General features: G+C 34.7%; 21 protein-coding genes, 5 tRNA genes and 2 pseudogenes. 14 read left to right on the top strand and 14 right to left on the bottom strand.

Annotated elements, in window-relative coordinates; translation table 11 throughout:
- Positions 1-183: 183 nt before the first annotated feature.
- The 3 genes from GYX25_RS09130 to GYX25_RS11445 are packed head-to-tail and all read right to left on the bottom strand — an operon-like array spanning position 184 to position 1,765.
- A complete protein-coding gene (locus GYX25_RS09130; protein ID WP_091349089.1) occupies positions 184-504 on the bottom strand; it encodes a hypothetical protein in 321 nt (106 codons plus the stop codon).
- Between the two features lie 14 nt (positions 505-518).
- The gene (locus GYX25_RS11215) at positions 519-1,541 is read right to left on the bottom strand and encodes a DUF4225 domain-containing protein (protein ID WP_174787216.1); all 1,023 of its coding nucleotides are present in this window, start codon (positions 1,539-1,541) and stop codon (positions 519-521) included.
- 44 nt (positions 1,542-1,585) lie between these two features.
- On the bottom strand, positions 1,586-1,765 hold the full coding sequence (locus GYX25_RS11445) for a PAAR domain-containing protein (RefSeq protein WP_446718919.1): 180 nt from the start codon (positions 1,763-1,765) through the stop codon (positions 1,586-1,588).
- Positions 1,766-2,045: 280 nt separating this feature from the next.
- On the opposite strand from GYX25_RS11445, the pseudogene GYX25_RS11440 reads away from it, so the two are divergent.
- Positions 2,046-2,168 (top strand): annotated as a pseudogene (locus tag GYX25_RS11440) (IS3 family transposase); the annotation flags it as partial.
- Positions 2,169-2,336: 168 nt separating this feature from the next.
- On the opposite strand, the pseudogene GYX25_RS09115 reads toward GYX25_RS11440, so the two are convergent.
- Positions 2,337-2,747: pseudogene (locus GYX25_RS09115) on the bottom strand (bifunctional D-altronate/D-mannonate dehydratase); the annotation flags it as partial.
- A 290-nt stretch (positions 2,748-3,037) separates the two neighbouring features.
- Between GYX25_RS09115 and GYX25_RS09110 the strand changes: the two are divergent.
- Together GYX25_RS09110 and pabB are read left to right on the top strand one after the other, a co-directional pair.
- A complete protein-coding gene (locus GYX25_RS09110) occupies positions 3,038-3,613 on the top strand; it encodes an anthranilate synthase component II (RefSeq protein ID WP_091349173.1) in 576 nt (191 codons plus the stop codon).
- A gap of 1 nt (position 3,614) precedes the next feature.
- On the top strand, positions 3,615-5,369 hold the full coding sequence (gene pabB, locus GYX25_RS09105) for an aminodeoxychorismate synthase component I (protein WP_174787215.1): 1,755 nt from the start codon (positions 3,615-3,617) through the stop codon (positions 5,367-5,369).
- Between the two features lie 44 nt (positions 5,370-5,413).
- On the opposite strand, the gene GYX25_RS09100 is transcribed toward pabB, so the two are convergent.
- The 3 genes from GYX25_RS09100 to GYX25_RS09090 are packed head-to-tail and all read right to left on the bottom strand — an operon-like array spanning position 5,414 to position 8,895.
- Positions 5,414-5,998 (bottom strand): PqiC family protein, encoded by a 585-nt coding sequence (locus GYX25_RS09100; protein ID WP_091349066.1) that lies wholly within the window; start codon positions 5,996-5,998, stop codon positions 5,414-5,416.
- A complete protein-coding gene (pqiB, locus tag GYX25_RS09095; RefSeq protein WP_091349063.1) occupies positions 5,998-7,635 on the bottom strand; it encodes an intermembrane transport protein PqiB in 1,638 nt (545 codons plus the stop codon). Before pqiB ends, GYX25_RS09100 begins: the two co-directional genes overlap by 1 nt.
- 15 nt (positions 7,636-7,650) lie before the next feature.
- Positions 7,651-8,895 carry a PqiA/YebS family transporter subunit gene (locus GYX25_RS09090; RefSeq protein WP_091349060.1) on the bottom strand — a complete coding sequence of 415 codons (1,245 nt, stop codon included), beginning with the start codon at positions 8,893-8,895 and terminating at the stop codon, positions 7,651-7,653.
- A 487-nt stretch (positions 8,896-9,382) separates the two neighbouring features.
- On the opposite strand from GYX25_RS09090, the gene recA reads away from it, so the two are divergent.
- The 10 genes from recA (at position 9,383) to rarD (ending at position 17,005) form a co-directional block, all read left to right on the top strand.
- A complete protein-coding gene (recA, locus tag GYX25_RS09085; RefSeq protein ID WP_091349058.1) occupies positions 9,383-10,429 on the top strand; it encodes a recombinase RecA in 1,047 nt (348 codons plus the stop codon).
- Positions 10,422-10,928: a regulatory protein RecX gene (locus GYX25_RS09080; RefSeq protein WP_167349326.1), complete on the top strand. Its 507-nt coding sequence runs from the start codon at positions 10,422-10,424 to the stop codon at positions 10,926-10,928. Before recA ends, GYX25_RS09080 begins: the two co-directional genes overlap by 8 nt.
- Before the next feature lie 196 nt (positions 10,929-11,124).
- A complete protein-coding gene (gene alaS, locus GYX25_RS09075; RefSeq protein ID WP_174787214.1) occupies positions 11,125-13,758 on the top strand; it encodes an alanine--tRNA ligase in 2,634 nt (877 codons plus the stop codon).
- 138 nt (positions 13,759-13,896) lie between these two features.
- Positions 13,897-14,091 (top strand): carbon storage regulator CsrA, encoded by a 195-nt coding sequence (gene csrA, locus GYX25_RS09070; protein ID WP_091349048.1) that lies wholly within the window; start codon positions 13,897-13,899, stop codon positions 14,089-14,091.
- Positions 14,092-14,220: 129 nt separating this feature from the next.
- Positions 14,221-14,313: transfer RNA gene (locus GYX25_RS09065), tRNA-Ser, on the top strand.
- A gap of 18 nt (positions 14,314-14,331) precedes the next feature.
- Positions 14,332-14,408 (top strand) — tRNA-Arg (locus tag GYX25_RS09060).
- Between the two features lie 18 nt (positions 14,409-14,426).
- Positions 14,427-14,503, top strand: a tRNA-Arg gene (locus GYX25_RS09055).
- Between the two features lie 20 nt (positions 14,504-14,523).
- Positions 14,524-14,600, top strand: a tRNA-Arg gene (locus GYX25_RS09050).
- Positions 14,601-14,753: 153 nt separating this feature from the next.
- Positions 14,754-16,046, top strand: a complete 1,293-nt coding sequence (gene serS, locus GYX25_RS09045; protein WP_174787213.1) for a serine--tRNA ligase — start codon at positions 14,754-14,756, stop codon at positions 16,044-16,046.
- A gap of 65 nt (positions 16,047-16,111) precedes the next feature.
- A complete protein-coding gene (rarD, locus tag GYX25_RS09040; protein ID WP_174787212.1) occupies positions 16,112-17,005 on the top strand; it encodes an EamA family transporter RarD in 894 nt (297 codons plus the stop codon).
- Positions 17,006-17,056: 51 nt separating this feature from the next.
- Here the strand turns inward: rarD and pflA are convergent, their stop codons facing one another.
- The 4 genes from pflA to GYX25_RS09020 form a co-directional block, all read right to left on the bottom strand.
- Positions 17,057-17,836, bottom strand: a complete 780-nt coding sequence (gene pflA, locus GYX25_RS09035; RefSeq protein ID WP_238786093.1) for a pyruvate formate lyase 1-activating protein — start codon at positions 17,834-17,836, stop codon at positions 17,057-17,059.
- Between the two features lie 242 nt (positions 17,837-18,078).
- Positions 18,079-20,361: a formate C-acetyltransferase gene (gene pflB / locus GYX25_RS09030; protein ID WP_091349038.1), complete on the bottom strand. Its 2,283-nt coding sequence runs from the start codon at positions 20,359-20,361 to the stop codon at positions 18,079-18,081.
- Positions 20,362-20,429: 68 nt separating this feature from the next.
- Positions 20,430-21,278, bottom strand: a complete 849-nt coding sequence (gene focA, locus GYX25_RS09025) for a formate transporter FocA (protein WP_238786092.1) — start codon at positions 21,276-21,278, stop codon at positions 20,430-20,432.
- 733 nt (positions 21,279-22,011) lie between these two features.
- Positions 22,012-22,087 (bottom strand) — tRNA-Asn (locus GYX25_RS09020).
- Between the two features lie 148 nt (positions 22,088-22,235).
- Between GYX25_RS09020 and GYX25_RS09015 the strand changes: the two genes are divergently transcribed.
- Positions 22,236-22,811, top strand: coding sequence for an LOG family protein (locus GYX25_RS09015; RefSeq protein WP_091349035.1), 576 nt, complete (start codon positions 22,236-22,238; stop codon positions 22,809-22,811).
- Between the two features lie 61 nt (positions 22,812-22,872).
- Here GYX25_RS09015 and GYX25_RS09010 read toward each other — a convergent pair whose 3' ends face one another.
- Genes GYX25_RS09010 through fruB form a run of 3 tightly spaced genes read right to left on the bottom strand, consistent with a single transcriptional unit; the run spans position 22,873 to position 26,739 of the window.
- Positions 22,873-24,621: a fructose-specific PTS transporter subunit EIIC gene (locus GYX25_RS09010; protein ID WP_174787211.1), complete on the bottom strand. Its 1,749-nt coding sequence runs from the start codon at positions 24,619-24,621 to the stop codon at positions 22,873-22,875.
- A 9-nt stretch (positions 24,622-24,630) separates the two neighbouring features.
- Positions 24,631-25,566, bottom strand: coding sequence for a 1-phosphofructokinase (fruK, locus tag GYX25_RS09005; RefSeq protein ID WP_174787210.1), 936 nt, complete (start codon positions 25,564-25,566; stop codon positions 24,631-24,633).
- On the bottom strand, positions 25,567-26,739 hold the full coding sequence (gene fruB / locus GYX25_RS09000) for a fused PTS fructose transporter subunit IIA/HPr protein (protein WP_174787209.1): 1,173 nt from the start codon (positions 26,737-26,739) through the stop codon (positions 25,567-25,569).
- Between the last annotated feature and the right edge of the window lie 150 nt (positions 26,740-26,889).

Raw genomic sequence — 26,889 nt, 5'->3', positions numbered from 1 at the left:
ATGCGCCTTTGCCATTTCAACTTTTTATTATATTGATAATCACTTATTGTATATTTTCTAAAGCGATAGGTAATAATAATAGGCAAAATAGAGAAAAAGTAATACGCAATGTATATCAATATAATCATCTATGTTATTTCTCTAGTTGTTAATGGTGGAAAGCTAACTTCACTAAATTCATTATTATTTCCATTTTTTCTTTTTTAAATACTCTTTTGGGCTTTCTAACCAGGATATTGGAAAAAGATAAATAATTAGAAATATATATGCTGATAATGCAAGAGGACCATAATCTTCATTAGAACGAGCGATACGTTTAAGTTCATATCCAATTATAATTTGAACAGCTGCAGCAACATAATTAAAAACCAACATAATGCACCTTTGCCATTTCAACTTTTTATTATATTGATAATCACTTATTGTATATTTTCTAAAGCGATAAGTAATAATAATAGGCAAAATAGAGAAAAAGTAATACGCAATGTAAATCAATATAATCATCTGTGTTATTCCTGTTATTCAATAGAACCTTCTTCAATATGGCCATCAAAATATTGCCGATATGTAGTACCATCCAAGCGCGTACACAACGAGTAATTAGGTTGGTCATCTACATCAGATTCACTACCTGTAACACGTATTACTATTGTACAACTATCTACAATTTTCTCTATATTATCAATCTTTTCTGGTTTTGAAATATATAAATTTGTCTCACTACTTTCATTATCTTTAACTAATATATTTTCAGCCTCTTGATAAATTTCATATAATGATATACCATCACTAAATATTTCAGAACCTAACAACCATTTATTCATCTGTCTATATGCTCGTGTCAAATCCTTTCTACCATAATGAAATAATTTGAATTTTGCTGAATTAGCGCGATTAAATTGATTAATTGCAAAACTTTTATCTATTTTAGGAACTAATTTAAGTTTACCATGTACGGATATACCGATATCAACTAAATCATAAGCCAAAGAACCGGCCTCTTTAGACATTCCTAATCCTACCGCCGCATTTTGATACACTGATTTTAAAAAACCATCTTCATCGGTTATCCCTTCTTGAATACTATTAACTCCATGCGCTGCTACATATGAGCCAAGTATACAACCCATACCAGTTGTGCACATTGCAACCCCCGTCACCATCAAGCCTGCACCACCTAAAACACTTAGTCCCCGACCTATCCAGTGAATACTTTGATCCCATAAACTCTTTTCTTCAGATTTTATCGCTTCTGAGCCTTGTTCATAACTCATCGCTCCGCTTTCGACTTGATTTACAATGTGCGTGGCAAAATTATTAATATCATCAATAAAATCTTGTTTTATATCATCATGGTAAAGGTGTTTTTCACAAACTTCATGCGCACAATCAAGTAAATTTTGAGCGTCAAGGCGAATCGTTGTTTTATCTTCATTTGATGCTACTAATGAATTAATTTGTGTGTGAATATCATTTTGAGCGATTGTTGAAAATGTATTATTAATAGGATTTGACTTATTTGTATAATAGGGGGTTGCCACATCAACAAATATCAGAATTTTGGTTGCAATAATTCGATTAACACCTATAGGCCGACAACCACGAGCAATAATATTAGTTTATCAGTCGCCTCAATAATTTTTCCAGAACTTTTACACTTAGGACATGAAGCATAATCCCCTAAACAGGCTATAGCATCGAGATGGTTAAAAGCTAGAACTGACGACGAAATAACTTTACCACTGGCTGTAGTATCATCACCCATTACAGCAATTTTTTACTCATTACAATATTTCCATTTAACAAACTTTAAACAATTAACTCTATATCAAATAAATTAAAAAACCAACGGAAAAACTGTAGTCATGCGATTTTTATAGCAGTAAATTTATTTTAACTTACCGAAAAATAACACAATAACTTATTTACAATACCTAATCAGCTTTGGACCGTTGGATAACGCAAACAAGCCAAAGCGGCTCATTTAAAACAAAAGATAATCGCAGTCCACAAGAACAAGAGTTAATCGCTTAAACTCAACGGCTGAGTTACAACGCGCTTTTTCGGCTTATGCCTATTGGTACAATCATAAACGATTACATTCTTCGTTAGGCTACTTGCCTTCCGTTGAATTTAAAAAACACTTACCCCTTAATTTTTTTGTTTGAAATGTGTTGCTATTTCAATGATATAAATATAGAAAGGTTATTTGTACTAAATTGGAGTACAAGTGAAAAGTGTAACGCCCTTGCAGGTAATTACACTTTGCTTTTATTAATTATGTTAGTTTTGTTAATAATGCTTTAAAAAATTTTTTCTAACTGTTTTACTGACTGTTTAGCATAATCATCTAGTGCTTCCTCAATGCTTGCACCAGTGGTATGACAGTAAACCATAACGCCTGTGCGTGATGCACCACCTAATAGCTGGTAAAGAGGCATGTTTGCTAATTTTCCTTTAATATCCCACAGAGCCATATCAATGGCCGAAATAGCTGACATAGTCACAGGACCACGACGCCAATAGGCGCCTTTATAGAAATATTGGAAGATGTCTTCTATTTGATGCGGATCGCGCCCAATGAGTTGAGGGCACAGATGATCTTTAAGATAAGAAGCTACAGCTAATTCACGTCCATTAAGCGTTGCATCACCAACACCATAAACTCCTTCGTCTGTGGTGATTTTTAATGTGACAAAATTTCTTCCTGGACTGCATACAAAAACATCTGCTTTTATAATTTTCATTCAATACCTCTTGCGTAAATTTAGACGTTATTAAAATAACAACATAAATACTACCATACAAGTAGAGTTGTATGCTTTTGTAAAATCAATCACAGAAAAACTGTTTTTTGTAAAAAAGTTTCATAAAATATAGTATTTAAGTATAAAAGAGGGATAAAAAGAAGGTAAAACCGTAATGATTTCTTCTTTTCAGTGTATTAACGGTATAATAAAACCAGTTACGACTGGATTTTAACTGTTACAGTTACCAGTGTTTAAATCAATGTGCTTTGTAATTAATGGACTGTATTTTGATATTATTAATAGATAATTATGATTCTTTTACATTTAATATTAGCGATTATTTATGCCAAGTTGGCGCCGAAGTTAAAGTTATCAAAAATGACCAACTAACAATCGAACAAATAAAAGAACTAAGCTTTTCTAAAATTATCATTTCTCCTGGCCCAGGGGCACCAATTAATGCAGGAATATCACTTGCTGTGATTGCTGAATTTGCTCATATTTGCCCGATATTGGGAATTTGTTTAGGACATCAAGCCATTGCACAATATTATGGTTACCGCATTGCCAAAGCACCAATACCGATGCACGGTAAAGTCGATGAAATAACGCATGATAGTCAGGGGGTATTTGAAGGAGTCAAAAACCCGCTTTCAGTGGTTCGCTATCACTCATTAATTGCATGTGATAATTTTTCACAAAAAGATTCTCACCTGATTGTAACCGCTCGAAACAATCAAGGGTTGATTATGGGATTACGTCATAAAACGTTACCCATTGAGTCAGTTCAATTCCACCCTGAAGCGATAAAAACCGAATCAGGTTTACAAATGATTAATAATTTTGTCCATGAGCAATCTTAATATGAAAATTTATATAGATTTTGAAGGTCAGCATAAATATTTTTGCAATCCTATCGCCATTTTAAGATCGAATGATTACTCGACAATTCAACAACAATTCGATTTAATCGAAAAATTTACCCAACAAGGTTTTTATGCGGCTGGGTATCTCGCTTATGAAAGTGCAACGGGGTTAAATAGTGAAAATAAAACAAAACATAATAATGATGTCCATCAAGGTATACCACTATTGTTATTTGGTATTTTTGATCATTTTTCTATCGTTAAACAAGTAGAACTCAATGATTATACACCGCCAAGCTTTGATTTAAAAAGCGATACATCAAGAGATGAATATAATCAAAAAATTGACTTTATTCGATCACAAATTGAATCAGGCAATACTTATCAAACCAACTATACTATTCAATTTACCGCACCATTTAATGAAAGCGCTATTGATTATTACCACTTTCTACAAAAAAACAATCAGGCAGATTATTGCGCTTATCTTGAGTTTGACGATTATCATATTTTATCGATTTCACCGGAATTATTCTTTAAGTTAGACAATAACATTATTACGACAAAACCAATGAAAGGAACAACCGCACGCGGCTTAAATAATCAACAAGATAAACGACAATTAGAGTTGTTGTTTTCTGAAAAAAATCAAGCTGAAAACATGATGATTGTTGATTTGTTGCGTAATGATTTAAGTCGCATTGCAAAACCAGGAACGGTGACAGTGCCTAAATTATTTTCAGCGGAAAAATATCCAACCGTTTGGCAATTGACGTCAACGATTCAAGCTGAAATGAAGGAAGATGTCAGTTTATATCAAATTTTTCAAGCCCTATTCCCTTGTGGCTCAATTACCGGTGCCCCAAAAAACAGTACCATGCAAATTATCGCAGATATTGAAAACTCACCACGGGGGGTTTACTGTGGAACAATTGGCTATATTGAACCTTATATGAATAAAGCTATATTTAATATCCCAATTCGTACATTAACCATACACAATCAACAGATGAGCTATGGTGTTGGTGGTGGGATCACTTGGGATTCAACATCTCAAGACGAATATAGTGAGATCTTAGCGAAAACAGCCATTTTGAATCGCACTATTTCTACCCCAAAATATATTATTGAATCATTGTTGCTTGAAAAAGGGCAATTTTTATTATTAGATGAACATTTAAGCAGACTTGCTCAATCAGCTAATTATTTTGATTTTAACTGTGACATTCATGCAATTAAGATGCAACTTATTAAGTTAGCAAATTCAATGCCTAACAACCTTTATAAAGTGAGAATTTTACAGCAAAAAGATGGGTACTATACCATTAGCCAAGATATAATTAATAACCCAATGAAAATTAATGAAATTAATCTGGCAACACAATGTGTTAATACCCAAAATGTGTATTTATATCATAAAACTTCCAATCGTGAGCACTTCCCAGATTTAACTGTAGGAAAAGAATATATTAATTTCAATCAATACAATGAGATAACTGAGTTTGTTAATGGTAACCTTGCGCTATTGATTAATGATCAATGGGTGACACCTAAAAAAGAATCGGGATTATTAGCAGGAACCATGCGGCAATTTTATTTGGCTCACAATCAATTGTTAGAAAAAACGATTTTAAAAGATGATCTGGTAAATGCCGAAAAAATCGCTTTTATCAATAGTGTTCGTAAATGGGTAGACATTGATGATAAAGTTTTTAATCAATTCAAATTGTCGCTAAAATCTATTGCCATTTAAGTTTAGACATTCCGTCAGCACGCTGACGGAATGTCAGTGTAACACTAATGTTTTATTGAGTTTGCAAAGTCTAGCTCTTCATCTTGCCATCCTTTCGATAGCGCTTTAACTAAAGCATCATAGCCATTGGTTGCTAAAGGAACATGGCGTTCAAATGGTTTTGTTTCAATATTATTTTTATTGTCAGTAACAACCCATCGCCCCTTAATCACCGCATCTCCCGTATAACTACCATAAAAGCCATCTATAAATAATTTTACCGTTATTGTTGGTGTTGTAATTGATTTACTGGACACTAAATAATTGGGTAACATAGCAGTTAAATCCTGCGTTAATCTGTCTTGTAATTGCTGAGATAGCGTCGATATCCATAAATGGTTGGTGGCTGTTTCATATTTGATATTATCGGTTTGTAATACAATGCCAGGTTTATTTAAAAAACTCGCCACATCAATTGACTCAATCCAAATAAATTGATTCGTGGTTTTCATATTTTGCGATACAGGAATCTGTAAATTGCTAGTGAGTTGAAAATAACTTTTACTTGGATTGCTAGCTGAGCAACCCACTAATATGGTAAATAATGGTATAAATATAGCTATAAGTAACTTTTTATATATTCTGTTCATTATTTTTTACCTTTTGCTTGAGGTTCTTGATCTTTCTTCGGTGGAGCAGAAAAAATTAGTGCATTACTCTTATCATTAAGCGTATTGAGTAATGGAGTCAGTTCATCCATCATCTGTTGCACTTTTTGTAAACTCTCTTTCATTTGATTGTTGAGCTCAGAACCTGGTTGTAATTCTTTCATTGTTTCATTTAATGAGCGCAATGTTTTTTGTAGATCTTTTGGCATATTCTGCATCTCTTTGCTTGCCATGACTCGATTTAATGAATCCATTAAGCGTTGGCTTGAAGCAAGCGATTGATTAAGCTGTGATACCGTATTATTAATAGGCAAATTATTAAAATTATCTAATAATTGCATAACTTTTGATTGAATTTGCGCAATTCCAGTTGAAGTCGCCTCAATAGTATCGTAACCAAACTGTTTTGCCATTTTTGGATCAAATTTATTTTTCAAATCAGGATAAAAATCAAGGTCTATATACATCGCACCTGTGAACATGTTTGATGTTTTTAACGAAGCCCTTAATCCATTTTCTTGTTCTTTCATAATCAATGCGGCAATATCAATTTTTTCATCAACTAATTCAGACAAGCGATCTGGTTCAATTCGAATTAATATTGGCACTCTTTTATTTAAAATTGATGATTTTTCTAACATTTCTGCAGTATAAAATGGTACTTTAGATACTGTACCTAGTCTAATACCATGATATTCAACGGGTACACCTTCTGATAATCCAGATATAGAATCAGAAAGCATGACAAGAAATTCTTTATATTCAGTATATTGTGAATCTTTAATAGCTTTTTTATCTTCATATAATTTATAAACTGCATTTTGTTCGGCAGGAGCACCTAATTTAGAGCCATCAGGTAAATCAAAACTGATTCCGCCCGACATTAACACATCTAAAGAAGGAACATCTAGGCTTGCACCTTGAGATGAAAGTGTTAAATTTATTCCACCTTCTTTCCAAAAACGAACATTTTGTGTTACTAGTACATCGTAAGGTTTTGTAATAAATATTTGATATTTCATTTTACGCGCTTCAATATCAAATTCTGAGGTCTCAACATTACCTACACGATAACCATGAAACATAACAGAAGCACCTCGAGGGATCACACCATTTTGCTCACTTTCTAAATTTAAACGAATCCCTTTAATACTTGGGTCAGACAATGGTGGCGTATCCGAAAGCACGAAAGGTTTATGTTGAAAACTATGTGTATCGTTTCCCGCAACTAATTCTATATAAACGCCCGATAAAATAGTGCCTAGTCCAGTTACTCCATCACGACCAATTTCAGGTTTAACAACCCAAAAAATTGAATCATTTTTAAGTAGCGGAGCCATGTCATTATAAATACGACCTTTTATTACTACTTGCTTGTAGTCATCAGATAAAGTCACTTCATCAACTATACCAACATCAACACTCCGGTTTTTAATTACCGTTTTTCCGGCAATAATGCCATTTGCGTCTTTTGCAAGCAATGTAAATGAGATACCTCTATCGGCAAAATGGGCATAGATTATCCAAATACCCACAATTGCAGTAACAATGGGAATAATCCATATTGCTGAAATAGCTCTAATTTTAATTATTTTTGCTAATTTACTTGATGTTGCCATATTGTTCCTATTGATTTATTTTCTATTTTTCGGACGATCCCAAATTAACCGAGGATCAAATTTTTGTGATGCAATCATCGTGATAATAACGACAGTTGCAAAAAATGTAACACCAATATCTGGGTAAACGCCCATCATTTGCTGATTTCTAACTAAAGAACAAATAACAGCAACAACAAATATATCAATCATTGACCATTTACCAATAAACTCAACAGCAGTGTACAATCTTTTCATTCTTAAGCAATGTTGTTTATTTTTTCGTTTTACTGCTAGTGCAAAATAACAAAGCCAACTAAGTGAAATAATCTTTAAAATTGGAATAACAACACTAGCAATAAAAATGACAAGTGCAACAGGTATATCACCGGCTTGCCACATATAAATAACACCATCCATAATAGTGGAGGTTGATGACGATCCAAATACAACCGTTATCATAATTCCAAATAAATTAGCGGGAATGTAAAGAATTAATGAAGTAACCAATAAGGCTAGGGTCCATTGTATTTTATCACGATCTCGGATATTGCTTTTTTGTTTACACCTTGGACATTTTACATAATGTACTGGCAATATAGCCTGACAGCATTTGCATAGTTTTAAATTTTGACAAATGCCTGTTTTACCGACTTTGGGTGTATCGGTAGCAAAATTACTACGATGAATTTCATTCCAAATTGTTTCTGGAGAAAAAATCACTAAAGACTTTATATAAAAAAAGACAAATAGACAGAATGCCCAAAATGTGCCTGTCACACCAATACTGCCATAACTCATTAATTTAACAAAACTAACCAAAATACCAGTAAGAAATATTTCAGGCATACACCAATGTTGACACTTTTCATAAACAACAAGCAAATCTCGTTTACGATACTTTGTTAACTGTAGTTTGGAACAGAGCAAAACAATAATCGATAAATTAAATATAGGAAAAAGTAAAACAAACAAGATAAAAAGCGCTGAAATATAGCTATAATTATCAGAAAAAAGAGTTTTAGGAATATCTAATACGCTAACACCGATGAAATTACCCACAATACGAATATCAATAAAGATAAAACCACAAGCTACAATAATCATAATTAATGAACATATTGCATACATAACTGCGCTAAACTTCATATTACTATTATTTTTAGCTAATGTTGCGTTACAACGCGGGCACACAGCTTTATGCCCTACCGTTATATCCGATAATTCGATGACCAAATCACAGTGTGAGCATAAAACATAATGTTGTCTATCAATAATCATTATTTTCCTTTATTTGATGTACATTTTAACCTATAAAAATATTTGTAATTAATATTACAATTAATTATAAATATTTAAATAAATAAAATTAGGTTAAAAACACTTCAAATCTCATTTTGTCAAATTGAATTTTTTGTAAGTATTGCTGAATTAAACTAGTAAAATTTGATTATTATTAGATGTTATATATAACAATTTTTATAAAATACACCGCTTTTCTTATTTATATTTAAACAATCATTATTGGTTTAAAATTGTTTGAGTATTATAATCATAAAATGAATAGAATAATCCAATAAATTTAATCTTGAATATTAATATTTCATCACCATCTGTTAGTTTCAACTATTACACCAAATGGACTATTGGTAAAAAAACTGTGAATAAGCTCCCATAACTAATTGACTGTTTGTGTATAAAAAAACTTGATACTGTATAATAATACAGTATAATATATCCATATCCTAACTCATTGGAATTTTATAATATGAACGAAAATAAACAACGCGCACTTTCCGCTGCATTAAGTCAAATCGAGAAACAATTTGGTAAAGGTTCAATTATGCGTTTAGGGGATACCCAAACGTTAGATGTGGACGCGGTATCTACTGGTTCTTTAGGTCTAGATATTGCATTAGGTATTGGCGGCTTACCAATGGGCCGAATCGTTGAAATTTTTGGACCAGAATCATCGGGTAAAACAACACTCACCTTATCGGTTATAGCACAAGCTCAAAAAGAAGGTAAAACTTGTGCATTTATTGATGCTGAACATGCTCTCGACCCAATTTATGCTGCGAAATTAGGTGTAAAAGTTGATGATCTATTAGTTTCTCAACCTGATACTGGTGAACAAGCACTTGAAATTTGTGATGCTTTGGTTCGTTCTGGTGCCGTTGATGTGATTATTGTTGACTCCGTTGCCGCTTTAACACCAAAGGCTGAAATTGAAGGAGAAATGGGCGATTCTCACATGGGATTACAAGCTCGTTTAATGTCACAAGCTTTGCGTAAACTTACTGCAAACATCAAAAATGCTAATTGTTTAGTTGTATTTATCAACCAAATTCGTATGAAAATTGGTGTAATGTTTGGTAATCCTGAAACAACAACCGGTGGTAACGCACTTAAATTTTATGCCTCTGTTCGTCTTGATATTCGTCGTATTGGCTCAGTAAAAGAAGGCGAAGATATTATTGGTAGTGATACTAGAGTAAAAGTGGTTAAAAACAAAGTTGCCGCACCATTTAGACAAACTGAATTCCAAATTTTGTATGGTTGTGGGATTTCAAAAGAAGGTGAACTAATTGATTTAGGAGTCAAACACAAATTGGTCGATAAAGCTGGCGCATGGTATAGCTACAATGGCGAAAAAGTGGGTCAAGGTAAAGCTAATTCAATTAAGTTCTTACAAGAACATCCAGAAATTGCTAAAGAACTAGAAATCAAACTACGTGATTTATTACTAAATAGTCCGGCTGTTTTTACGGCTGATGACGAAAATATTTCATCTGAGGATGAAAGCATTGAATAATGAGAAAAAACTCAATAAATTAATCCTAAATAAAGCTGTGCAATTACTTGCACAGCGTGATCACTCTTCGTATGAGCTAAGCCAAAAAATAACATTTTTTTTTGCAAATAAACAACGATGTACAGATGAAGAATATCATGACCTGTTAGCCAAACTAAAAACAGAAATACGGGATGTAATTGAGCATTGTATTAATCAAAATTGGATTAATGATGAGCAATATATTGAAAAATATATTGTTATGCGTGCAAATAAAGGTTATGGAAAATATAAAATTGCAATGGAACTCAAACAACGAGGTTTATCAGTTGATTTAACTCAACAACTATTGCAAATGGCTAATATCGACTGGACTAATCTAGCATATGAACAATTGATAAAAAAGCTAAAACAAATTGATTCTAAAAATAACAATAAAAAACAAAAAGGTATTCAATTTTTAATGACAAGAGGTTATACGCAAGATGATATTAAAACAGTATACAATTTATTGACTTAAATAGTCATAATATCTAGAATACAATATATACAATTTAGTAAAACCGATTACAAATAAAAGCTCACTAATTCTTTTTCCTTATTTACTTGTAGTACTAATTAGCTCCACCCCAATATAAGAATATTTACTTTTCAACTTTTGTTGTAACAGGTATATTACTATATTTAAACATCTATCGTTTTATATGGAAGCATAAATGAAAAGCACAGCAGAAATTCGTCAAAATTTTCTTGACTTTTTCCGTGACAAAGGACATGAAGTTGTCGCAAGTAGTTCCCTTGTTCCACACAATGACCCAACATTATTATTTACTAATGCTGGAATGAATCAATTTAAAGATGTATTTCTTGGTATTGATAAGCGTTCTTATACTAGAGCAACGACATCACAACGTTGCGTGCGTGCTGGTGGTAAACATAACGATTTAGACAATGTTGGCTATACAGCCCGACACCATACTTTTTTTGAAATGTTAGGTAACTTTAGTTTCGGCGACTATTTTAAGCATGATGCAATACATTTTGCATGGGAATTGTTAACTAGCGAAAAGTGGTTTAATCTACCTAAAGATAAATTAACCGTTACCGTTTATGAAACAGATGACGAAGCTTATACAATTTGGGAAAAAGAAATAGGTATACCTAAAGAACGCATAATTCGTATTGGTGATAATAAAGGTGCCCCGTATGCCTCAGATAATTTCTGGCAGATGGGAGATACAGGGCCTTGTGGTCCTTGTACCGAAATTTTCTATGATCATGGAGATCATATTTGGGGGGGACCTCCAGGTAGCGCTGAAGAAGATGGTGACCGATTTATAGAAATTTGGAACATTGTCTTTATGCAATTTAATCGCCATCCTGACGGTACAATGGAACCATTACCTAAACCATCGGTCGATACTGGGATGGGACTAGAACGCATTGCAGCAGTATTGCAACATGTCAACTCTAATTATGAAATAGATCTATTCAAAAAATTAATTAATGATGCAGCTCATATTATTCAAACTAAAGATTTAGAAAGCAAATCTCTACGCGTTATTGCTGATCATATCCGTTCTTGTGCTTTTCTAATTTCGGATGGAGTATTACCTTCAAACGAAGGTCGAGGTTATGTTTTAAGACGTATTATTCGACGTGCTGTACGCCATGGACATATGCTAGGTGCAAAAAATATTTTCTTCTACAAGCTTGTTAAACCATTAATTGATGTGATGGGAAGTGCAGCAGTTGAACTAGAAACTAATCGAAAATTAGTTGAAGACGCGCTCAAAATCGAAGAAGAACAGTTTTTAAAAACATTAGAACGCGGATTATTTTTACTTGATCAAGAACTAGCAAAACTAAGCAGTCAAATATTACCTGGTGATGTTGCATTTAAACTTTATGATACTTACGGCTTCCCGCTAGATTTAACTGCTGATGTATGTCGCGAAAAAAATATTACTATTGATGAAGCTGGTTTTAATCATTGCATGGAAGAGCAAAGAAAACGAGCTCGCGAATCAAGCTCATTTAATGTCGATTATAGCAATGTTATTAAACTTGATGATAAAACTGAGTTTTTAGGCTATCAGGCAACAGAATCCTTAGGAAAAGTTATTGCTATATTTAAAAATGGCCAGAAGGTTGAAAATATTAGTGCTGGTGATGAAGCTATCGTCGTTTTAGACAAAACACCATTTTATGGAGAATCAGGTGGTCAAATTGGTGATAAAGGTTTATTAACTGCAGCTAATCTTGAATTTAGCGTTTTTGATAGCCAAAAATATGGTAAAAGTATTGGCCATTTAGGAAAACTAATTAAAGGTTCTTTAAAAATTGGCGATAATATCACTGCAGCTATTGATATCGAGTTACGCGAACGTATCCGCCGTAATCATTCTGCTACACATTTATTACAAGCGGCTTTACAACGTGTTTTAGGTAACCATGTTCATCAAAAAGGATCTTTAGTTAATGATACCTATCTGCGTTTTGACTTTTCACATAATCAAGCTATTACACCAGAACAAATTATTGAAATAGAGAACTTAGTTAATCAACAAATTCGTCGTAATTTACCAGTAGATATTGAGCTAATGCCTATTGATAAGGCTAAAGATAAAGGCGCTATGGCTTTATTTGGTGAAAAATATGAAGATATTGTTAGAGTTCTAACAATGGGCGATTTTTCAATTGAACTTTGTGGTGGTACTCACGTAGATAGAACTGGCGATATTGGTTTATTTAAAATAATAACAGAGTCAAGCATTGCATCGGGTGTACGCCGTATCGAGGCAACGTCTGGACAAAATGCAATAGATCTGATACATAACGAATCCAATTTATTAACTGAAATTGGACAATTAGTTAAAAGTGACAAATCTACAGTTATAACACGCATTGAACAATTGCTTGATCAAACTAAACTGCTTGAAAGAACGATTGAACAATTAAAAGCACAAAAAGCTAGCCAAGAAAGTGCACAATTGATTAATCAATGTGAAACAATCAATAACAAAAATTTGCTTATTGCTAAACTAGATAGCGTCGAAGCAAAATTATTACGGACAATGATTGATGATCTTAAAAATCAATTAAAAACAGGTGTAATTATTTTAGCTGCCGTTAATGATGGTAAAATTAATTTAGCTGCTGGTGTAACTGATGATTTAGTCAATATAGTTAAAGCAGGCGAATTAGTTTCTCAATTAGCATTAAAGATAGGTGGTAAAGGTGGTGGGCGGCCTGATTTTGCTCAAGCAGGAGGAACGGATCTCTCAGCGTTACCAGAAGCGTTATCTTCGGTGAAAAAAGAAATCAGTAGCAAATTACAAGCAAGTTAGCCATATATACTCAAATGTTTAATAATTAAATATTAGAGTTTTTCTTTAAAATTCCATCTTCTATTTTATAGATGGAGGCTAACGAAGCTATATCTTAAAATTGTTTGGATATATACTTAACTGATATTAGGAGATCTAATGTTAATTTTAACTAGGAGAGTAGGTGAAACACTAATAATTGGTGATGATGTAGTTATTACCATCTTGGGCGTAAAAGGCAATCAAGTCAGAGTTGGTATTAATGCACCTAAAGAAGTTTCTATTCATAGAGAAGAAATATATAACAGAATTCATCAGCCACAAGAGATAAACGATGAATTGCCCAAGTCCTGAGGGTAATATTGGGCAGTAAATAAACAACCAGCACGTATAAATAAAAAAATGTTTGACTTATTTTTTGTAAAAAGTAATATGTGCGCCACACATTATGATTTTGTTGTTTGAGCAAAGTCATAATGCTTTGGTGAGATGGCCGAGAGGCTGAAGGCGCTCCCCTGCTAAGGGAGTATGCGGTCAAAAGCTGCATCGAGGGTTCGAATCCCTCTCTCACCGCCATTTAAAAAATTAAAATATGCATCCGTAGCTCAGCTGGATAGAGTACCCGGCTACGAACCGGGCGGTCAGGGGTTCGAATCCCTTCGGATGCACCATTTTAATAAATTCAAAACGCATCCGTAGCTCAGCTGGATAGAGTACCCGGCTACGAACCGGGCGGTCAGGGGTTCGAATCCCTTCGGATGCACCATTTTTTTAACGAACTTACACGCATCCGTAGCTCAGCTGGATAGAGCACTCGGCTTCGAACCGAGCGGTCAGGGGTTCGAATCCCTTCGGGTGCGCCATTTAGGTTGAATCCCGATATAATTCTAGTATACTAAGCTCACAAATTTTAATATCAATAAATCAATCTACTTTTTGATTTATATGTTCTGTTATCTATATTAGAATAACAACGAAGTAGAAAGAGATTCCCTAATTAATAATGGATATTATGTATGTTGGACCCAAATTTACTCCGAAATGAATTGGATCTTGTCGCTAATAAATTAGCGCGTCGTGGATTTAAATTAGATGTTGATGCTATTCGTCATCTAGAAGAAAAGCGCAAGGTATTACAAGTTGAAACAGAAAACTTGCAAGCTGAGCGTAACGCTCGCTCAAAAGCTATAGGTCAAGCAAAGGCTCGTGGTGAAGATATCACAGCTGTACGTGAAGAAGTTAACAAACTTGGTGAAAAACTTAATAGCGCAAAAATAGAGCTTGATACGTTACTCAATCAAATTAAAGATATTGCCTCTTCTATCCCGAATATTCCTGATGATTCTGTACCTGATGGTAAAGATGAAAACGATAATGTCGAAATATCACGTTTTGGTACACCAAGAACGTTTGATTTTCCAGTTCAAGATCACGTTGCATTAGGTGAACGTTTTGGTGGGCTTGATTTTGCAGCTGGCGTAAAGCTAACAGGTGCTCGTTTTGTGGTTATGAAATCACAAATAGCACGCTTACATCGTGCTATCACCCAATTTATGTTAGATTTACACACCGAACAACACGGCTATGCCGAAATTTATGTGCCTTATCTTGTAAACCAAACAACACTTTTTGGTACAGGACAATTACCTAAATTTGCCGGTGATTTATTTCATACTAAACCACTTGATGAAGAAGCAGACAGTAGCAATTATGCGTTAATTCCAACCGCTGAAGTGCCAGTCACTAACCTTGTACGCGATGAAATTCTTGATGAAAGTGTATTGCCATTAAAAATGACAGCGCATACTCCTTGCTTTCGTTCAGAGGCGGGATCTTATGGTAAAGATACTCGCGGCTTAATTCGTATGCATCAATTTGATAAAGTAGAATTGGTTCAAATTGTTAAGCCTGAAGAGTCTATGAAAGCACTAGAAGAGTTAACTGCTCACGCAGAAAAAGTATTACAATTACTTGAACTACCATACCGAAAAATTGTACTGTGTACTGGTGATATGGGCTTTGGTTCATGTAAAACCTATGATCTTGAAGTATGGGTACCAGCTCAAAATACCTATAGAGAGATCTCTTCTTGTTCAAATATGTGGGATTTCCAAGCTCGACGCATGCAAGCTCGTTATCGCAATAAAGCTGACAATAAAACATATTTAGTCCATACACTGAATGGTTCTGGTTTAGCTGTTGGTCGAACGCTGGTTGCAATTATGGAAAACTATCAACAAGCAGATGGTTCAATTAAAGTTCCATCAGTTTTAGTACCTTATATGAATGGTGTTGAGTTTATTAAATAAACACGCCTTCTAATGTATATAATAGCGCTACTTGTTAGCGCTTTTTTATTAACAACGGTGGAAAAATGATAAAAGGTGTAGCACTTTCAATACTTGCATCATGTTTATTTGGGTTACTTTATTACTATCCAGTTTTGTTACATCCCTTATCTGTTGTTGATATTTTTTGTTGGCGATTACTAACCTCATTTCCTGCAATAGTTATATTAATCATTGCAGGAAAACAATGGTCAGCTATAACAGCACTATTTAGTCGAATAAAACAACAACCTCTTCTTTTATTGGGGTTATTATTTTCTTCGTTTTTGCTCACAATACAGATGATGATTTTTATCTGGGCACCACTTAATGGGCATGGATTATCCGCCTCATTAGGCTATTTTTTATTACCATTAGCAATGGTAATTTCTGGACAGATCGTTTATAAAGAAAAGCTCAGTTTTTTGCAAAAAATAGCCGTCGGACTAGCTGTATTAGGCGTTACTATTGAAATCTACATTACAGGAGCATTTTCATGGGAAACCTGTGTTATTGCTCTGGGGTACCCAATATACTTCATAATAAGGCGCAAATTGCAAATAGATGGCATTTCTGGCACCTTTTCTGACTTTTTGTTTATCTTCCTAGGGTGCCTAGTATATTGTGCTTTAAACTATCGTTTAGACAAAATAATCAGTGATCTTTCTCATTTCCATATTTATATACCTATGTTAGGCATCATCACTGCTGTAGCTTTTGCTATGTATTTTGTTGCAAGTCGCTTACTACCCATGGGATTATTTGGTTTATTGGGATATGTAGAACCCATACTACTGACAATTATTTCAATAGTATTTTTGCATGAAACAGTCTCATCAAAGCATATTTTGTCATATGGATTTATTTGGCTATCGGTTGGCATTCTAGCTTTGGAGGGTGGGATTTTTGTTATGCGAACAATAAAACGCAAAAGAATTTAATGGATACTAAAAGGCACAATTCATTGTGCCTTGTGTCAAACAGCTGATTTATTATTTACTAAAAGTGACATAATGGCCATAACTTTCTATGATGCCTTTGATTCTATCAAGCGTTTTTCTTGGTGGAGCTTCAACCCCTTCCAACTTATATTCATCGCCAAGTGTATCCCATTTATATGCCCCCATTTTATGGTAAGCAAGCAATTCTACACGCTCAATATTGTCCATCCCGTGAATAAATTGACCAAGCAAATGCGCTGAATTATCATCATCGGTCCATCCGGGAACAACCACATAACGTATCCAAGTTCGTTTATTGATTTTTTGTAAATATTTGGCAAACTCGAGAACCCGCTTATTAGGAACACCAACTAATTTTTGATGAATTTCATCATTGACTTGTTTTAAGTCAAGCATAACTAAATCAGTAACGTCTAAAAGTTCATCAACAACATGATCGAGCTGTCTTGCATAACCATTTGTATCTAAACAAGTGCTAATACCCTCTTGATGACAAGCTTTAAACCATTCTGTAACAAATTCAGCTTGTAGCGTTGCCTCACCACCAGAAGCCGTCACGCCACCACCATTAGGCATAATAAAACTCTTGTAAGAAACAATTTCTTTCATCAATTCATCAACAGTGACTTCTTTTCCCTCTTTTAAATCCCAAGTATCACGATTATGGCAATACAAGCAACGCATTAAACAACCTTGAAAAAAAACAATAAAGCGAATTCCAGGGCCATCAACAGTACCAAAGGATTCAAAAGAGTGAATGCGGCCTTTAATAGGTGATTTGGTTGTCATAATAATATTTTGTTGTTCCATAGATAATCTCTAATCATTGCCCATATTGCTTTTAATAATTTTAACGCCGATAGCATTTGGCTTACACCAATTATATTAATCGACGCTAATTATATTTTGTTTAATTATACCGAATAAATATCAACAGTATTCAATTATTATCATCATATTGATATTTAATAAAAGTGGACACCAATATTCTTTTAATCTTGATAAAAAAATAGCGCCCTTAAGGACGCTATTTTAATAATTAATTAACTCAATTACATTGCTTGCGTAAATGTACGACTAATTACGTCATTTTGCTGCTCTTTAGTTAAAGAATTGAAACGTACCGCATATCCAGAAACACGAATGGTTAACTGTGGATATTTTTCAGGATGCTCCATTGCATCTAATAATGTATCACGATTTAATACGTTAACATTTAGATGTTGACCACCTTCAATTGTTGCTTCGTGATGGAAGTAACCATCCATTAAGCCGGCTAAATTACGTTTACGCACATCATCATCTTTACCTAATGCATTTGGAACGATAGAGAAAGTATAAGAAATACCGTCTTTAGCATAAGCAAATGGTAATTTAGCAACAGAGGTTAATGAAGCCACCGCACCTTTTTGGTCACGTCCGTGCATTGGATTAGCACCCGGTCCAAATGGTGCACCAGCACGACGACCATCAGGAGTATTACCAGTTTTCTTACCATAAACAACGTTTGAAGTAATAGTTAATACTGACTGAGTAGGAATTGCATTACGATAAGTTTTAAGTTTTTGAATTTTCTTCATGAAACGTTCAACTAGATCAACAGCAATATCATCGACTCGTGGATCATTGTTACCAAATTGTGGATATTCACCTTCGATTTCAAAGTCAGTCGCTAAACCATCTTCATCACGAATAGTTTTTACTTTTGCATATTTAATCGCAGAAAGTGAGTCAGCAGCAACAGAAAGACCGGCAATACCACATGCCATAGTACGAATCACATCACGATCATGTAATGCCATTAATGATGCTTCATAACTATATTTATCATGCATGTAGTGAATAGCGTTTAATGCTGTTACGTATTGTTTTGCTAACCAATCCATAAAGTGATCTAAACGTGCAAATACTGTATCAAAATCTAAATATTCATCAGTAATTGGCGCTTCTTTAGGACCAACTTGCATTTTTAATTTTTCATCCACACCGCCGTTGATTGCGTATAGAAGTGTTTTAGCAAGGTTTGCACGCGCACCAAAGAATTGCATTTGTTTACCCACAATCATTGGGCTTACACAACATGCAATAGCATAGTCATCATTATTAAAGTCAGGACGCATTAAATCATCATTTTCGTATTGTAATGATGAAGTATCAATTGATACTTTTGATGCGAACTCTTTAAATCCACTTGGTAATTTTTCAGACCAAAGGATAGTCATATTAGGTTCTGGTGATGGACCCATTGTATATAAAGTATTTAAGAAACGGAAAGAAGTCTTAGTAACTAAAGTACGACCATCAACCCCCATACCTGCGATAGATTCAGTTGCCCAAATTGGATCGCCAGAGAATAACTCATCATATTCAGGAGTACGTAAGAAACGAACCATACGTAATTTCATAACGAAATGGTCAACAATTTCTTGCGCATCTTTTTCAGTAATTAATCCTGCTTGAAGATCACGTTGGAAGTAAATATCAAAGAAAGTCGACGTACGACCTAATGACATTGCTGCACCATTTTGTGATTTAACCGCAGCTAAATAACCGAAGTAAGTCCATTGCACTGCTTCTTGTGCTGTTTTAGCTGGTGCTGAAATATCGTAACCATATTTAGCGGCCATTTCTTTAATTTGACCAAGCGCACGATGTTGTTCTGCGATTTCTTCACGACGTTGCATAGTCATTGCTAAATCAACACCGTTTTCGAAATCTGCTTGTAATGAATTAAATTGTGCAAATTTATCTTGCATTAAGTAGTCGATACCGTAAAGAGCAACACGACGGTAATCACCAATAATACGACCACGACCGTAAGCATCAGGAAGACCAGTGATAACACCTGATTTACGACAACGAAGAATATCTGGGGTATAGATATCAAAAACACCTTGGTTATGTGTTTTACGATATTCTGTGAAGATTTTTTTAACTAAAGGATCAAGAGTTCTGTTATAAGCTTTACAAGAATTCTCGATCATTTTGATACCACCAAACGGAATAATTGCACGTTTTAGTGGTTTTTCAGTTTGTAAACCAACAATTTTTTCTAAATCTTTTTCAATATAACCTGCATCATGAGCAGTAATTGTCGAAATAACACTTGTATCAAAATCCACAGGGGCATGGGTAGCATTTTCAATTTTAATGCCTTCCATTACTTTATCCCATAACTTAGTTGTCGCTTCAGTTGCGCCAGCTAAGAAAGACTCATCGCCCTCATATGGCGTGTAGTTCTTTTGAATAAAATCGCGGACATTAACATTATTTTGCCAATCACCATCTTTAAAGCCTTTCCAAGCAGCTGCTTGTACTTCGTTTAAATTACTCATAGTTTTTCACCTCAGGTTTACAAAAATATCTATTTATCCTCTTATATATGAGGGTAAATATTATAAAATCAATGCGGCTTACGTAAATATAAAGCCCAATAAGGTAGCGCCACAGCCAAACCACCTAAAATATTCCCTATTGTAACTGGAATCAAATTGTTAAATATAAAATGCGTTACTGTTAGCTCTTTAAATGCATCTGGTGATGCACCAACAGCTTGCCAAAATTCAGGAGAAGCAAAATTGTTAATGACAATGCCCATTGGAATCATAAACATATTTGCAATGCTATGCTCAAAACCGCTGGCAACAAACATGGCGACAGGTAATACCATAATGAGCATTTTATCGAGTAAACTACGTCCAGCATAACTCATCCAAGCAGCCAAACAAACCATTAAATTAGCGAGAAAACCAAGACACACAGCTTCAATAAAGGTATGATGTAGCTTATGATCAGCAGTTTGTAAAATATTCAATCCCCACAAACCATTAGCAACCATATACTGACCAGAAAACCAAATAACTGTGACAAACAGTATAGCACCAATAAAGTTACCGATATAGACAAAAATCCAATTACGGATCATTTTTGCCCAACTCACTTTGTGAGTCATTTTAGGTAAAATGGTTAATACGGTTGAAGTAAATAAGTCTGAACCACAACAAACAACCAGCATCAGTCCCAATGAAAAACAGATACCACCGACCAATTTTGCTAAACCAAAAGCAACAGTTGCGGTTCCTGTTGTTACGGTAATATAAAACACGAAAGCAATAGAGATAAAAACACCTGCAAGAATCGCAGATAAAACTGTGCTATATAGGGGTTTATTTACTTTGTAATTACCAATATCTTCGGCAATTTGGGTCATTTGTGCGGGAGAATAGGAATCTACAAGTTTATCGGTACTCAAACTAACATCCTCAAAAAAACTAGGGTTTTATGAGACGCATAGTATACTCAAAAATTGAGGCAGATCACGTTTTTTTTATGAAAAAATTTTAAAAATAAAAAAAACGCTGTTTATTAAAGAAGTTGCTAATAATAAAAATTTCATAGGGGATTTTTCTAGGAAAAAGTAGAATTTTTTGATTTGGAAACGTTCATTTTTTTACAAAAAATATAAAAAAACAAATAAAATCAACATATTTATCAAATACCTTTTACAAAAAGGCACCTCTTTTAGCAGAGAAATAAACTCACACTTATTAATGGGTTCTAGGGGAAGTTATTGCTTAACACAACTTTGAATTACTTTTGCTGGTTTAATTTAGATAAACGGTAGATTTTCGGTTCTGGTATTAATGATAAATTAATCCTAAAATACTACAGATCAACCATAATTTTGATTTAGCACCGTAGCTTTTTTGTTTTTTTGTGTTGACGGAATATGCATAATTACCATCTGAGCCTCTGGCGTTTATCGCATATTTTGAATTTGAATTTGATTTTATGTAAAAATGTTAAAAAGCTACCACTAAACTTATATATCTCCAAATATATTTTTATAATAATGATATATAAATTATATACATACCTAATTAAATGTGGTTTAAGCGCATTTGTTACAACAATAAAAGGAATCAATACATATATTATTGATATAAAAAACCCGCTTATAAGCAGGTTTCTAAGTATTCGACAATTGGCTCCTCCAACAGGACTTGAACCTGTGACATACGGATTAACAGTCCGCCGTTCTACCGACTGAACTATGGAGGAACACTCAACAGGCAGAATATTAACTATCTATAACAACAATGTCAATCTCTAAAACACCAAACAGAATCAACTGCTCAGCTTGTAAGCAAATTCTGTGATTACTGTGTTAAAATAATAGGTAAGTAATATAAAAGGTAGAATAAAATTGATGAAAAAAAATATTTGTGTTTTTTGTGGCGCTGGTGAAGGAAATCGTCCAGAATATCGTGCTCATGCTGAACAATTAGGTAAAATGTTAGCTGAGCAACATAGGCGTTTAATCTATGGTGGTGGTAATAAAGGCTTAATGGGGATTATTGCTAATGCAGTCTTGGCTCATGGAGGCGAGGTAATTGGCATCATCCCGGAACGTTTAGTTAAAGCCGAAACAGCTCACCACGGAATCACTCGTTTAGAAGTGGTGGACAATATGCATCAGCGCAAAGCAAGACTGTCTGAGCTTGCCGATGGTTTTATTGCTATGCCAGGCGGAACAGGTACGCTAGAAGAAATTTTTGAAGTCTGGACGGGTATGCAAATCGGTTATCACGAAAAGCCGGTGGCTTTATTTAATCCAGCTGAATTTTGGCAGCCTATGCTCAGTTTTTTACAACATGCTGTGAACGAAGGGTTTGTTCGAGATAGTTTTTATAAAACATTAATAGTTTCGGAAGATCCTCAATTGATATTACAACAAATAGATCACTTTATTCCTAAAGACTTACAGCGTTGGGTAAAAAAATAATGCATTATTGATGATAAAAAACGCCATCATTTGATGGCATTTTTTATTTATATTATCAATATTAAGCTACGGTTGTAGATTCTGATTCTGGTTTTTTAATAAATGCATATGCCACACCTGCAATAACAGAACCAGCAACAATAGATAACAGGTAGCCGACTACTGGTTTAACCACGCCAGGAATCGCTAAAGCAAATAAACCTCCATGTGGAGTCATTAGCTGAGAACCAAAGGCTAACGCCATACCTCCAGTGATAGCACCACCAATAATACAACACGGGATAACGCGCAATGGATCACGAGCGGCAAATGGAATTGCCCCTTCAGATATAAAGCATAAACCTAATACCAATGAAGCTTTACCACTTTCTTGTTCAGTTTTAGCAAATTTTTTGCGTGCAATAAGTGTTGCTAATCCCATAGCTAGCGGTGGAACCATACCTCCAGCCATAACTGCAGCCATTGGCATATATTGATGTGATGAAATTAATGTGGTTCCGAATAAATACGCTGCTTTATTGATAGGTCCTCCCATATCAGTACACATCATTCCCCCTAGAATTACCCCCAAAATCACAGCAGTATTTGGATTTGAATTCATCGAATTTAGCCATGAATCCAAGGAAGCCATTAACCATGCGATAGGTGCACCAAAAATAAACAGCATCACTAAACCGGTTATTAATGTCGCAAATAGTGGTACAATTAGGATCGGTTTTAACGCCTCAAGTGTTTTTGGTAATGGTAAATATTTGGAAATACACATTGCTAAATAACCAGCAAAATAACCAATAAAAATACCACCTAAGAAGCCTGCTTGAGTCGATACCGCAAGTAAACCACCAACAAGTCCTGGTACTAAACCCGGTCTATCGGCAATTGAATAGGCAATATATCCTGCTAACAACGGTACCATGAGAGAGAAAGCCTCATCGCCAATCAGTTTTAAGTGCGGCTCCCCAACAAGTTCGTTTACTAATACTTCTTTTACTACTTCGACGCCATTTTCTAAGACTTTCACCGTTTTTAATACATCTTTAAATTCACCCAATGCAAATGATAGAGCAATAATCAAACCGCCAGCTACAACCATTGGTAACATGTACGAAATACCCGTTAAAAGGTGTTGATAAAATCCTTTTTTTTCTTTATTAGACTTAGCTACCGAAGCATTAGCACTTGGTTGATACACGGTTGCTTCTTCAAATGCCTTATCAAATTCTTGCGCAGTTTTTTTCAAAGCTGGGCCTGTTTTAGTGCGATAAAGTTTTTTGCCTGCAAATTTGCTTAAGTCGACATCGATATCACAAGCTGCGATAACAACATCAGCAGAAGCGACTTCTTCTGGTGTTAATTCATTCCCTACACCAACTGAACCACGGGTTTCAACTTTACACCACCATCCCCGTTTTTTGGCCTCTTCTTCAATCGCTTCTGCCGCCATAAAGGTATGTGCAACTCCTGTTGGACAAGCAGTAACAGCAACAATGCGTTTTACACCATGACTTGACGTTGATGTCGGTGCCACCTTAGCAGATTGTTCATAAACACTAGCTTTACTTTGTGCATCAGTTAAAATCTGTTTTGGATTAGCAAAAAGCTGATTTAAGTCTTCAACAACATAAACTTTTTTACCTATCACTGATTTATCACTAATGGTTCCCGAACCGACAGCGACAATAACATCTGCTGATCCAGCACTATCAACTACGTTTAAATTTAAGGCATTTGCCGCTAGAGCTAATTCAGCTTTAGCTAAACGTCCATTAACTGGACCTGCATGACTACCTTCAATAATATATATATTCATGAATACTCCTTATGCAGCAATTATTTCAATTTTTTCTAGCATATTATTTATAGCTTGGCGTTCAGCGATACCCACACCAGCCTGTCCAACCGATAAAGCCGCAACACTTGATGCAAATACTAAAGTGTCTTTAATTGATTGCTCAGTGATTAAACCATATATTAAACCAGCGACCATTGAATCACCGGCCCCCACAGTGCTAACTACTTGGCATTTAGGCGGTTTTGCTAACCATGCTTCATTTTTAGTGACCCATAATGCACCTTTACTTCCAAGCGAAATAATGACATTGTCTACGCCACCATTAACTAATTCCATAGCAGCTTTTTTTACTTCATCCAATGTAGATAATTTGCGACCAATCCACATTTCAAGCTCTTTATCATTTGGCTTGATTAACCATGGTTTTGCTTTTAATCCTGCTACCAATGCATCTCGACTACTATCGAATACAATTTTTGGACAAATCGCTTTAACTTGTTCCATCCAATTTGTAAATTTATCAAGTGATACTCCAGCAGGTAAACTACCGCTAATAGCAACCATATCAATGTCTTTTAACCATTCAAGCGAGTTTTTTACAAAGCTTTGCCAGTCTTGCTCACTGATAGTAAAGCCAGAAAAATTTAGATCGGTCACTTCACTATTTTCTTCGGTTAATTTGACATTAATACGTGTACGACCGTCAATTGTTTCAAATTTATCAACCACATTTAATGATTTAAATAATAAATTAAATCCATCACGGTTTTCTTTACCTAAAAAACCACCAACGGTTAATTGAACATCTAAATCCGACAAAACTTTAGCAACATTGATGCCTTTACCAGCAGCAAGTAACGCATTAGTTTGAACTAAATTAACATCACCAAGCTCCACTTTTGGGCAAAAACCTAAAAGGTCATAAGCAGGATTTAATGTGATTGTTGCAATACGATAAGTCATTTAAACACCCTCACCTAAACCGCTTTCAATCGCTTTTCCAATTGCTTCAAGCGCTTGTTCGGCATCGTCGCCAACGGCGGTAAATTGTAATCGACTGCCTTTTTTGGCACCTAGTGCAACAATTTTCATTAAGCTCGTTGCACTTACTGGTTCACCTTTACCGTCTAAATTAGCAACAGTCACTTTGCAGTTAAATTCTTTAACGAGTTTAACTAAAACCGACGATGGCCGAGTATGTAAGCCGTTTTCGTTAGGAACAATAAATTCACAAGTGAGCCCGTCGTTATTTGAGCTTGTCTGTGGTGCAGAATTTGAGGATGATACCTGCTGCTCAGAAAGCAACAAATTAATGATTTTATCAGCATTGGCTGATACTAGTTGGTCTAGTTTTTGATTGTAAACTAAAGAGGCAATATTACTGACAACGTCAGAAATAGCATCATCAACAACAGACATTGTGATAAGTAATTTAACCGGATTTCCAATTTCGTTTAGATTGCTAGTTGTACGGCTAATGGCAATGGCATTTTTTATATTGCCATTTTTGCTATCATTTAACCAAACACCGCTTCCAAGGTAATTTGGCTTGCTGTCTAACACGTCAGCAATAAAAGTTGCATTTACCGCATTTTGTTGTTTTAAACGCGAGGCATTCAATGCCTGCAGCATAGCTAAACTATCCGCGGGGATATCAAGTAGTAATGTTGACGAGTCAATAGTAAATTGGCTGTCTTGAGCACTTGCTTTGCCAGTTAAAATGGCAATGGCTTCATCGGTAGTTTGGATCTTTTTAATTCGTTCTTCAACACCATCTGCACTAAGTATATGGGTTAATTGTCGAAGCAATTCTAAATGTTCATCAGAACTGGCAGCAATACCGATTGCAAGATAGGCTTTTTCCCCCTCATCTCCCCATTCAACACCATTCGGGAAGCAAAAAACTTGCACCCCTGTTTTTTTGACTAAATGGCGAGTTTTGGTTGTACCATGAGGAATAGCAATACCTATACCCAGATAGGTAGCAGCTTGAGATTCTCGTTCAAGCATTCCGTCGACATAACCTTGTTCAACAAATCCTGCACTAGTTAAGGTTGCAGCAATTTTTTTTATCGCTTCAGTTTTATTAGTGGCTTGTTCATTTAAATGAATATTCTCTTTAACTAAATGAAACATATCATAAATACCTCAGGGTTAAATGTAGGCTGATTTAAAAATTCACACAAAAGCAAATCCTTTAACTAACCTTATTGAATCGTTTCAGCAATAATGAATTGATTAACATTAATTATCAAATAAATTATATCTATTAATAATTTATTTGTG

It is taken from the genome of Gilliamella sp. ESL0254, from assembly GCF_013344985.1.
Lineage (GTDB): Bacteria > Pseudomonadota > Gammaproteobacteria > Enterobacterales > Orbaceae > Gilliamella > Gilliamella bombicola.
Note: the sequence above shows the minus strand (reverse complement) of the source record. Positions and strands in the feature narration are given on the sequence as shown.